Source organism: uncultured Brachyspira sp., from assembly GCF_944393015.1.
GTDB lineage: Bacteria > Spirochaetota > Brachyspiria > Brachyspirales > Brachyspiraceae > Brachyspira.
Map to the genome: position 1 here is coordinate 1 of NZ_CALXYQ010000069.1, position 10,948 is coordinate 10,948.

Below are 10,948 nucleotides of genomic sequence, written 5' to 3' on the forward strand. Positions count from 1 at the left end.
TTTCTAGCAATTTAAATTATAAGGGATACCTACTTTTTTTAAACTAAAAGTGTGCAATATCTGGGGCTCTTAAACAAAAATAAAAAGTTTAACTAATAATCAATATATAATTGCATATCATTTTATATGATACAAATTATCCTTGTATTAGCTATATATTTTTGAATTTCCTATAAAATGATAGTTTTTTCATCTCGTAAAAAACACATTAAAATTAATATTTTATCATAACAAAATTACCATAGTCTTCATATTTACTATGCATTATACCGAAAATAATCTAGACTAATAATACATAAAAACAAATAAATTTACAGTGTTTTTATATATTGTTTATTTAATTAATTGATTATTTTTTAATAGAATTGTATAATTAACTAATATATACTTAATACAGGAAAAGAGATGTACATAAAGAATCTTAATTTGCACGGATTCAAATCATTTGCCATAGAAACAAATATAGAGTTCAATGAAGGCGTTACTGTAGTACTTGGACCTAACGGAATAGGGAAAAGTAATATAGTAGAGGCTTTTCTATGGGTTATGGGCGAGCAGTCCGCAAGCAGATTGAGAATTGACAGTGCTAAAGGTCTTGAAAGTGTTATATTCCATGGTACAGATACTAGAAAACCATCATCTCTTGCACAGGTAGCTCTTACTTTAGATAATAAATCCAGATGGATAAAAAAATACGATCTTGATGAAGTTATAGTAACACGTAAATACTATAGAAAAGGACTATCAGAATACTATATCAATGATGAACAAGTACGTTTAAAAGATATAGTTGATATGTTTTTGGATACTGGACTTGGTAAAAATGCCTATTCGGTTATAAAGCAGGGTACTGTTTCAGAGATAGCTAAGCAAAAGCCAGAAGAGAGAAGAAGCATTATTGAAAATGCTGCCGGAATCAGTAAATATCTTGAAAGAAGAAGAGAAGCTGCTAAAAAGCTAGAAGAGTCTGAAAGAAATCTTGATAATGTTAAAATAGAAATAAAAAATGCTGAAAAACATTATAAATCTTTAAAAGAACAGGCAGCAAGAACTGAAAAGTATTATAATCTTAAAGATGAACAGAAAAAAATAAATATAAGTTTAAATGTTAATCAGGTAAAAAAATTAAAAATAACTTTAGAAGATCAAAATAAAAGCCTTGAAGAACATACAAATAAAAAGTCTGAATTAGAAAAAGAGCTTCAGGATTTGGATAAACAGAAACAGCAGGAGCTTTTAAAATTTGAAGAAACAAGAACATTATCAATAGAGCTTGATAAACAGGTTTCGCTTATAATGACAGAGCTTACTCACATAGAGAAGATGTCTAATCAATTAAAAAATCAGCTTGATAATGCCGGAAAAGAAAAAGATGAAACTATAAGCAGAAAGAATTCTCTCTTAAAAAGAATAGAAGAAGATAAAGCCCAAATAGCAGAACTTGAAGAGTCCGTAAAAACTATAGCTGAAAATATAGAAAAATCACTTAAAGAACAAGAAGCAGAAGAAACTAATATAGCAAATGAACAAAATAAAATAGCTAGCCTCAATGATCAAATATCTACTTTGACAAATGACAATCAAAATGCAACATTAAAAATTGCTGATGCCAGAGAAAGACAGTTAGAAGTTATAAATAAAATAATCACAGAGATAGATGAAAAGAAAAAAGATGTAATGGGCAACAGCTTTTATCAGAATATAGGAAAGCATGAAACTGACATTGATATAGGATTTAATAATCTTTTAAATGCTATAAATATAAAGATGAACACCATAAAAGAATTTGAAGAAGACGGAGTATTATCAAATTTAAATGAGCTTAGCTATAATTCATTATGCAGTTTTATTCGTAATTTAGGTGAGAGTTTAGATACAGAGAAAAAAGATGCATTATTTTTGCAGGGTATATTTAAAGAGTATACAAAAATAAAAGACCCTTTTGTTGATTTGCTTTTCGACAAGGAAGGTACTTATATGCAAAAAGAAGCTATAGATAAAGAAATCGCTGACTTAGAAAGTTTTATAAAAAATAATATAGAAAAAATCGAAGAAATAAATAATGAAATAAAAATAGCTACTGATAATATTAATAAATCAAATGCTAATCTCACTACCCTAACAATAGAAAGAGCAAAATACGAAACTAATAAAAAAGCATCTGAAGACAGAAAAGAAATGATATTAAAAAGTATGAAGATGATAGAAGATGAATTTGGCTCTCTCAACGAAAAAATAAATAGATTAGAAGAAGAGTATAAAAAACTTAATGAAGAATATAAAGAAAACTCTATAAACTATAAAGAATTAGAAAAGAAAAAATCCAAAACTGAAAGCGAATCAAGACATAAAGCAAATGAGATAAAAAAGGCTGAATCTGCATTATCTAATTTTGAAACTAGTTTAGCAAAAAGAGTAAAAAAACTTAATGAGATAAATGAAAATATAACAAGAGTTGGGGAGAGAATAAATCAAAGCAATGATAAAATAAAAGATATTTATAGTCATTTCTATGAAAATTATGCTCTTAACTTAAAGGACTTTGAAGAGAATACTCAAAACTTAATAGATGAAGAGTCTTATAAAAATAAACTCAATACTATTAATGAAAGAATAAAGAATCTCGGACATATAAATGAAATGGCACTTGATGAATATCAGGAAGCTAAAAATAGATTTGAATTCCTTACAAAACAAAAAGAAGATTTGGAAAAATCAAAAGAAGAGATACTAAAAATAATAGCCGATGCCAATAAAAAAGCCGGTGAAGATTTCTTAAAAACATTCAATGAAATAAATAAAAAATTCTCAGAAACATTTAAAATATTATTCGGCGGAGGAAATGCCGGACTTAAAATACAAAATGAAGAAGATTTATTAAACAGCCCTATAGATATATTCGCTCAGCCTCCGGGAAAAAGAATGGAGAATATTGTATCCTATTCAGGCGGCGAGCTTACTATGACAGGGCTTGCTTTAGTATTTGCGATATTCCTATATCGTCCTAGTCCTTTCTGTATACTTGATGAGGTGGATGCTGCACTTGACGGAGCGAACATTATAAGATACAAAAACATGGTTAAAAACTTATCCGATAAAACTCAGTTCTTAATCATTACACATGATGAAGTATCTGCAACTATAGCGGATGCTTATTATGGAATAACTGCTGAAGAGAAAGGTGTTTCAAAAATATTCACTGTTAAAGTAGACAAAGACGGAAAAGTTAATGGCAGTGAAGAAAAGCTGGTTAATCAGGAATAACTAACCGCACGTTAAATAAAACTAAAAATATAAATTTATCTCAAACTCAAATTTCATCATATTAAAAAAATTATCTATACGTGCGTTGAAAAGATTTTAAATATAATAAACGTTTGGGCGGGTGCTATAAGTTCTAATTACGTTTCAAAAATTAATTAATACTAAAATGCAAATTATAGTAATAAATCTTAAAGGGCGGGTAATGTAATTAAAGTTTTAAAAAATTATTTTCATCCCCCACCCTCTAGGCTTTTTAATTCATTTTAAAATTTTAATTTTTTATTTCTTTATAATCTAATTAGAATTTTTTGGCTACCCACCCAAGTGTTATTTAAATTTATAATGCATTCACCGCACGCAGAATGTTATTATATATTTAAGCATATTTATTAATTACGATTATCATTATATATAAAACTTTACTTACCGTGCGTTATGGAAATTTAAAAATTTAAATAATTTTGCTTTTATAAATAAATATAATATAATTATAATGTATGGAGAGTTTAATAAATTATATAAAAAAATTTCCCTATTTATTTGGAATATTAATAGGACTTCTATTTATTCTAGCTGCGATTTTTAAATGGAATTGGCTTTTAAACAATAACAGCTCAAATTTTATGATAAGCATATATGAAATGTTCGGAGAGATTGGAGTTAGAATACTTACTGGAATTTTAGGTTCTATAATAATAATAAGCTGTATAGTTATTTGGATAATAAGAAAATGAATATTGAAAAACATTTATTTGATGATATAAATTTCTTTCCTAATAAAATGAAAATTTTGATATTAGGTACTTTCCCTGTTCCATTGTATTCTAATATAGAAAAGTTTGAAAAATTAAGTAAAGAAGAACAAAATAATGCTTGGTATTATTCAAGTAAAAGAAGCGAGTTTTGGAAAATAATTGCTGACTGCTTTAATATAGATTATAAAAGCTCTGATGATTTTCTTTTTAATAAGATCAAGAAGAAAAAACTTTTTGAAGAAAATAAAATAGGTATAGCAGATGTATTTTCAAAATGCAAAAGAAAAAATGAGAATAGTGCAAGAGACACAGATTTAATAATATTGGAGCATAATAATATACTTAAGAATATTATTACAGATGAAAATAATTATAGAGATTTAGAATCTATTATATTTACAAGCCGATTTACGGAAAATCACTTTTTTAAAATAATTAATGATATTGAATATAATATAGAAGAAAGCAAAGAAGTTTATGAATACTACAATAATGGAATCAATGAAAAAGGAATAAGCATTGATATAATAAACGCTTTAAGAGAAAGATATTTATATGTTAATGCTTCAAGAAAGATTAAATTGTCTACAATAACTTTGAAAATAAGTCCTATAAAAGGTGTAAGTTTATATTCTACCAAAAAAGAACTTTATAAATATTATTTAAATAATAGTAAAAATAAATCATAAACTAATTAAAATTAATATATCTTATTCCGAAATTTGATAACAGCAAAAATTCTATACTTTAAGGAAGAATTAAAAATGCGTTATTTAAGTTTTATTTTGATATTTTTAAATACTTTTTTTGTATTATTTGCTCAAACACCTAATACAGGAAGATTGGATCAATTATTAGATTATGCTAATGCCGGAGATACTAACGGCATAAAAAGATTAATCTCACAAGGCCCTATTTCAAGTTTCATAGACTTCGGTGATAATCAAGGTCATAATGCCTTAATTACAGCAGCTTCAAAAGGATATAAAGATATTGTACTTCTTCTTTTATCACAAAATGCTAATGTTAATCTAACATGTATACATGGAAAAACAGCTTTAACCTATGCCGCTGATGCAGGATATGTTGATATAGTTTCTTATCTGCTTGCTAAAAATGCTAACCCTAATATAAAAATAAATGGCGGTACAACAGCATTATTACAAGCAGCAGGAAAAGGATATTACAGCATAGTAGAAATGATAGTTAATGCTAATGCTGATTTAAGAATGATGGGTACTTATAGAAGCGGAAATGATGACGGAATAAATTATAATATGACTCCTTTAATGGTAGCCTCTTATAATAATCATGACTTAATAGTAAGATTATTATTAGATAAAGGAAGTGATATTAATTATATAAATGAATATGGTGCTAATGCCCTATTCTATGCCATAGCTAGAGGAAATAATGATATTGCAAGACTTTTATTAGAAAGAGGAGCTGATGCCAATATAGTTGCTTCTTACGGCCCTTATGGAAATATTACACCTCTTGCCCTAGCCTCTACATTAGGTTTAACAGATATTATATCTTCATTACTCATAGGAAAATCTGATATAAACTTCAAAATGAGAGATGGAAGAACTGCTTTAATATGGGCAGCAATTGCTGGTAAAAGTGAGGCTGTAAATTCTTTAATAATGAATAAAGCAAATTTAAATATTGCTGATAATGATGGAAAAACTGCTTTAATGTTTGCTGCTGAAAACGGAGATTATGCTTCAGTAGAATATTTAATTAATGCAGGAGCTTATTTAAATACTTTGGATAAATTTAAAAAGACTGCTTTAATGTATGCTATGGAAAATGGCAACACAGAAGTTATTGATTTACTCACTAGAGCAAGTCTAACTTATAATAAATAATGCATTAATAAATATAGAATACAAAAATAGGGACTGCATAAGTCCCTATTTTTTATTTTCATAACTTTATCAATTATTTTTATCTGCTTTTTCTTTATGCTTTTTACTGCTTGAAGAAGTATCTTTCACATCATTTATAAAATAGAATAAAGATTCAATCTCATCAGCTATATTAACATCATTGATTATACAATCAGGTCTTTCTAAAAGTTTTATAGGAGCAAAATTTAAAACACCTTTTATACCTGCATTACATATAACATCAAACATTCTCTGAGCTTCCAAATCAGGTACAGTTAATATTGCCACTTCTATTTTATTATTAATTATAAAATCCTTTACTTCTTCTATAGGAAGTATTGGAGTAGATGCATTTCTATCAATTTTTTCAGGATTATGATCAAATGCTGCAACTATTCTTATAGATTCACTTTCAAATCCTCTGTAATTAACCAATGCTTTTCCTATTTTACCATATCCTACCAATATAATATTATGTGATATTTGTTTACCTAATATGCTGTCAATCTGTTCTAGTAAATCATCTATATTATATCCGCCTTTCTTGTTTCCAGATATGTTAAATAATGAAAAATCTTTTCTTACTTGAACTGATGTTATACCTATTGCATCGCCTAAGTTATTAGAATATGCTTTTATAAATCCGAAACTCTTCATGCGTCTTAAAGCATTCTTGTATTTTAATAAACGCATAATTTGTGTTCTGCTAATCATAATATATCCTTAAATTTTTTCTTCTAGTTTACTATTAAGTAATATGTTATATTATAACATATTAAAGTTATCTGTCAATAAAATATTAGTATAGAATCTCTATTTTATTGTATATTATATACAAACTAAGAACATTAATAATATTTTTTATATTATTTGATTTATTAAAAAAAATACTAATTTATTATGAAACTATAGCATATAAAATTATATTAATGAATAAAGTTGATATTATGTTATAACTTAAACCTATTATATTTAATTTATTAAATTATGGTATATCAAAAGAAAATAAATATAAATTATTATATTAAAAAAATATAAAAAATTATGAAATGAATTTTTATTCTACAGATATAGAAAATATAAAGAATGGTTCAAAATGTAATGATAAAAATTTGGTTAATTTACTTTGCTTATAAATAAAATAGCCTTGTATATTTATATAAAAAAATTAAGTTACAAATTTAGAAGTAAGTTTTTTTAATAAAATTGTAGAAAAAAAGACATTATATTATATAATTTATAATATAAAAAACATTAGGGTAGTATCATGATAGATTATAAATCAATAGCTCAAACAATAAAAGAATCAAAATATGCTGTAGCATTTACAGGTGCAGGCATAAGTGTAGAAAGCGGTGTTCCTCCTTTCAGAGGCGAGAATGGGCTTTGGGAGAAACATGGAAGTCAGTTTGCTGAAATTTCATATTTTGTAAAACATCAAAAAGAATCTTGGAAATCTTTGAAAAAAGTTTTTTATGATCCTATTACCGATGTAAAACCTAATAAAGCTCATATAGTTTTAGCAAATTTAGAGAAGATGGGTATAATGCGTAGTGTAATTACTCAGAATATTGATAATCTTCATCAGGAAGCCGGAAGCAAAATAGTATATGAACTTCATGGTACAGCTCAATATGCAGTTTGCATGAAATGTAAAACAAGATATAAAATCAATAAAGAAATATTAGCTATGGATCCGCCTTCATGCGAGAAATGCGGTTCTACTTTAAAACCTGATTTTGTATTCTTTGGAGAACAGCTTCCAGCAATAGATTTCAATTCATCTATAGAAGATGCACAAAAAAGCGATTTATTTATTATAGTTGGTACAGGCGGAGAAGTAATGCCTGCAGCACAGATTCCGCATATAGCAAAAAAAGCAGGTGCTAGAATCATGGAAATTAATCCTCAGCCATCAAATTTTACTAATTACATAGTAGACATTTATATTCAGGAAAAAGCAGGAAAAGCATTTGCAGAAATAGAAAAATATTTATAATAAAATAAAAATATAAAAAGCCTTATAGTTCTATTACTATAAGGCTTTATTTATATGCAATATATTAATTCATTTCTTCTTCATACATTTTAGCCAATGTAGTTTTTACTTCAGATATAAACTTTTTATCCTCAAGCACTATATGATTCAAAAGCCAGTCTTTTAAAAAGGTGATAAAATCTTTAATTACCAAATTATCACCTCTTTCATAGCTGTTAACCTCATCAACTATTTTTAGAGAAAAAGATCTATGTTTGGAAATATGGTCTTTAGCAGCAGAATAATTTATAGCACTCATAATCTTTTCTTCATAAGTGAAGTGATAAGTAGCATAATCTATAGTTCTTTTGACAATTTCTTTGAATGCTTTTTGTACTTCTTCATCTCCGATATCGCCTTTTACACCCGTTTCATAAAGGTCGTTTATGATGTTTACTAATTCTTTATGCTGATTATCTATTCTTTTATAACCAGTTTTGAATCTCTCTTCCCATTTAATCCAACCTTTTCTCACAGTAATTTCTACCATTTCTTCCATATAAAGCTCCTTATTCTTCTTTAGAAAGCTTTTCTAATGCTTCCTTAACTTCTTTTATAAATTTTTTATCTGTAACTAAAATATGGTTCAAAAACCAATCTTTTAGATACTGTACTAAATTATTGATAGCATCTAAAGAGCCGCTCTCATAAGATTTGACATAATTGTAAATTGTATTTGTAAATTCTTTATGATATGAAGAATGTTCTATTAATTTATCATATTTAATAACATGCATTATCTTCTCTTCATAAGAAAAATGAAATGCCACATAATCCACTGTTTTCCTTAAAGCCTTTTTAAACTCAGCTTTAAGTTCTTCATCTTCAGAATCTCTATTATCCATACAATCATGCAAATCATTTATTATTTCTATTAATTCTAAATGCTGATCATCTATTCTTTTATATCCTACTTTGTACTTATCTTCCCATACTATGTATTTATCGCTCATAATTATTCCTTCAATATAAAAAAAGACAATTATGTTTAATATCGTAATATATATACTATTTAATTATATAAATATTTTTCTATTTTTAAAGATAAAAATAAAATTTATTAAAAATTTATTTTTTTGTTAGGTTAATCAAACAATTAAAACTAACTAAATTAAATATTATATCAGTATCTATTTTTACAGTTTCAATAAAACATTAATATCAAATTTTATATTATGATGTAATAAACTAAAAATTTATTGCATTGTAAAACTACATATTATTGCCTAATAAAACCATATAAAAAATTGTATACAGTAAATTACTTTATTAAAATAATGAAAAAATCTAACTTTAAACCTATAGTAAATGACTGCCTACGTTTTATCGAATTTACTAGAGGATCAACTTTTTAATTATGATTGCAAAAAATGAGACATAATAGTTTAATATTATGCCTCACTTTATTCTATTACTGACAATAAAAATTATTTTACAAGTAAATTTCCAAAGACAAATAATATTTAACTATTCATTATTTTATAACATTATAAAATGATTTTTTATTATTATTGCTATGCTCGTCTACGCCATTAATAAACTAGTGAGTTTCCTCACTAGCTGGCTCCGACTCGCTTTTTTATTGCTAGCGATAAACTATATAAAAAAGCTGGCAGCAATAAATTGTTACCAGCTCTCGTTTATTTTTTATTATTGCTAATAAAAATTATTTGCTTAGAGTTTCTGACAAGTAAATTTCCAAAGGCAAATAATTTTTATATTTTAGTTATTCATTATTTTATAACGTTATAGAATGCTTTTTATTTATTATTGCTATACTCGTCTACGCCATACAATAAGCTAGTGAGTTTCCTCACTAGCTGGCTCCGACTCGCTTTTTTATTGCTAGCGATAAACTCGTATAAAAAAGCTGGCAGCAATAAATTGTTACCAGCTCTCGTTTATCGATTTAAATATAAATCATTCTATAATATTTAATCAATTATTATTTTATAACGTTATAGAATGCTTTTTATTTATTATTGCTATACTCGTCTACGCCCTATAATAAGCTAGTGAGTTTCCTCACTAGCTGGCTCCAACTCGCTTTCTTGTTGCTAGCGATAAACTACATAAAAAAGCTGGCAGCAATAAATTGTTACCAGCTCTCGTTCATCGCTTTAAATCTAAATTATTCTATAATACTTAATCAATTATTATTTTATAACATTATAGAATGCTTTTTTACCTAAGTAAACAGCTCTGTTGCCTAATTCTTCTTCGATTCTTAATAATTGATTGTATTTTGCAATCCTATCACTTCTTGAAGCAGAACCAGTTTTGATTTGTCCGGCATTAGTAGCTACAACTATATCAGCAATAGTAGCATCTTCTGTTTCACCAGATCTGTGAGAAACTACAGCAGTATAGTTATGAGTTTTAGCAAGTTCAATAGAATCTAAAGTTTCTGTTAATGTACCAATTTGGTTAACTTTAATAAGAATAGAGTTAGCAACGCCTTTATCTAATCCCATTTGAAGTCTTTTTACATTAGTAACGAACAAGTCATCACCTACTAACTGAACTTTTTTACCTAATTTTTCTGTTAAGATTTTCCAACCTTCCCAGTCATCTTCAGCAACGCCATCTTCTATAGAGATAATAGGGTATTTATTGCATAAATTAACATAGAAATCAACCATTTCAGCAGGAGTTAATTCTCTGTTATCAGATTTATGGAATACATATTTTTTCTTATCTTTGTTATAGAATTCGCTTGAAGCAGGGTCCATAGCGATCATTATATCATCACCAGGTTTGTATCCAGCTTTTTCTATAGCCTGCATAATTACTTGAAGTGGTTCTTCATTATCCTTAAGAGTTGGAGCGAATCCGCCTTCATCACCAACTGTAGTGCTTAAGCCTCTGTCATGAAGTATAGCTTTTAAGTTATGGAATACTTCAGCTACATAACGTATACCTTCTTTGAAAGTAGGAGCACCAACTGGCATAACCATATATTCTTGGAAGTCGATTGGAGCTGATGAGTGAGCACCGCC

At 27.0% G+C, this 10,948-nt stretch carries 9 protein-coding genes; 5 read left to right on the forward strand and 4 right to left on the reverse strand.

Features of this window, described 5'->3' with window-relative positions:
* Positions 1-405: 405 nt before the first annotated feature.
* The 4 genes from Q0K19_RS14160 to Q0K19_RS14175 all read left to right on the forward strand — a co-directional run bounded on the left by Q0K19_RS14160 (position 406) and on the right by Q0K19_RS14175 (position 5,890).
* A complete protein-coding gene (locus tag Q0K19_RS14160; RefSeq protein ID WP_297249082.1) occupies positions 406-3,264 on the forward strand; it encodes an AAA family ATPase in 2,859 nt (952 codons plus the stop codon).
* Positions 3,265-3,761: 497 nt separating this feature from the next.
* Entirely contained in the window at positions 3,762-3,998 is a 237-nt protein-coding gene (locus Q0K19_RS14165; RefSeq protein ID WP_297249084.1) for an Imm17 family immunity protein, read from the forward strand.
* Complete coding sequence (locus Q0K19_RS14170) at positions 3,995-4,708, forward strand: uracil-DNA glycosylase family protein (protein ID WP_297249086.1); 714 nt, start codon at positions 3,995-3,997, stop codon at positions 4,706-4,708. The genes Q0K19_RS14165 and Q0K19_RS14170 overlap by 4 nt, the downstream gene beginning before the upstream one ends.
* 75 nt (positions 4,709-4,783) lie before the next feature.
* Positions 4,784-5,890, forward strand: a complete 1,107-nt coding sequence (locus Q0K19_RS14175) for an ankyrin repeat domain-containing protein (RefSeq protein WP_297249088.1) — start codon at positions 4,784-4,786, stop codon at positions 5,888-5,890.
* Between the two features lie 69 nt (positions 5,891-5,959).
* Here the strand turns inward: Q0K19_RS14175 and Q0K19_RS14180 are convergent, their stop codons facing one another.
* Positions 5,960-6,625 carry a redox-sensing transcriptional repressor Rex gene (locus tag Q0K19_RS14180; RefSeq protein WP_014489190.1) on the reverse strand — a complete coding sequence of 222 codons (666 nt, stop codon included), beginning with the start codon at positions 6,623-6,625 and terminating at the stop codon, positions 5,960-5,962.
* A 553-nt stretch (positions 6,626-7,178) separates the two neighbouring features.
* Between Q0K19_RS14180 and Q0K19_RS14185 the strand changes: the two genes are divergently transcribed.
* Entirely contained in the window at positions 7,179-7,910 is a 732-nt protein-coding gene (locus Q0K19_RS14185) for an NAD-dependent deacylase (protein ID WP_297249090.1), read from the forward strand.
* Positions 7,911-7,974: 64 nt separating this feature from the next.
* Here the strand turns inward: Q0K19_RS14185 and Q0K19_RS14190 are convergent, their stop codons facing one another.
* The 3 genes from Q0K19_RS14190 to eno all read right to left on the reverse strand — a co-directional run.
* Positions 7,975-8,448 (reverse strand): bacteriohemerythrin, encoded by a 474-nt coding sequence (locus Q0K19_RS14190; RefSeq protein ID WP_297249092.1) that lies wholly within the window; start codon positions 8,446-8,448, stop codon positions 7,975-7,977.
* Positions 8,449-8,458: 10 nt separating this feature from the next.
* Positions 8,459-8,902: a bacteriohemerythrin gene (locus tag Q0K19_RS14195; protein ID WP_048596102.1), complete on the reverse strand. Its 444-nt coding sequence runs from the start codon at positions 8,900-8,902 to the stop codon at positions 8,459-8,461.
* Between the two features lie 1,203 nt (positions 8,903-10,105).
* Positions 10,106-10,948, reverse strand: an 843-nt coding sequence (gene eno, locus Q0K19_RS14200; RefSeq protein ID WP_297249096.1) for a phosphopyruvate hydratase, incomplete at its 5' end; no start/stop codon positions are given.

Excerpts from the sequence above, each read along its gene's own strand:
- Q0K19_RS14160 (WP_297249082.1), top strand. The coding sequence starts at position 406 with ATGTACATAAAGAATCTTAATTTGCACGGATTCAAATCATTTGCCATA.
- Q0K19_RS14165 (WP_297249084.1), top strand. The coding sequence starts at position 3,762 with ATGGAGAGTTTAATAAATTATATAAAAAAATTTCCCTATTTATTTGGA.
- Q0K19_RS14170 (WP_297249086.1), top strand. The coding sequence starts at position 3,995 with ATGAATATTGAAAAACATTTATTTGATGATATAAATTTCTTTCCTAAT.
- Q0K19_RS14175 (WP_297249088.1), top strand. The coding sequence starts at position 4,784 with ATGCGTTATTTAAGTTTTATTTTGATATTTTTAAATACTTTTTTTGTA.
- Q0K19_RS14180 (WP_014489190.1), bottom strand. The coding sequence starts at position 6,625 with ATGATTAGCAGAACACAAATTATGCGTTTATTAAAATACAAGAATGCT.
- Q0K19_RS14185 (WP_297249090.1), top strand. The coding sequence starts at position 7,179 with ATGATAGATTATAAATCAATAGCTCAAACAATAAAAGAATCAAAATAT.
- Q0K19_RS14190 (WP_297249092.1), bottom strand. The coding sequence starts at position 8,448 with ATGGAAGAAATGGTAGAAATTACTGTGAGAAAAGGTTGGATTAAATGG.
- Q0K19_RS14195 (WP_048596102.1), bottom strand. The coding sequence starts at position 8,902 with ATGAGCGATAAATACATAGTATGGGAAGATAAGTACAAAGTAGGATAT.